At 43.3% G+C, this 215-nt stretch carries 1 tRNA gene; it reads right to left on the reverse strand.

Annotated elements, in window-relative coordinates:
* Positions 1 to 73 (reverse strand) — tRNA-Lys (locus AN389_RS20010).
* Between the last annotated feature and the right edge of the window lie 142 nt (positions 74 to 215).

Raw genomic sequence — 215 nt, forward strand, 5'->3', positions numbered from 1 at the left:
TGGGTCATGATGGACTTGAACCATCGACCAATGGATTAAAAGTCCACTGCTCTACCAACTGAGCTAATGACCCGCTCTGTGTGCTTACTATTTAAGTGAGCTGCGTAAATCCGCCGATTGAACCAATCTTTATCTTAATAAAGAATGGTGGGTCATGATGGACTTGAACCATCGACCAATGGATTAAAAGTCCACTGCTCTACCAACTGAGCTAA

Origin of the sequence: Pseudoalteromonas sp. P1-7a (assembly GCF_001401855.1) — a bacterium.
GTDB lineage: Bacteria > Pseudomonadota > Gammaproteobacteria > Enterobacterales > Alteromonadaceae > Pseudoalteromonas.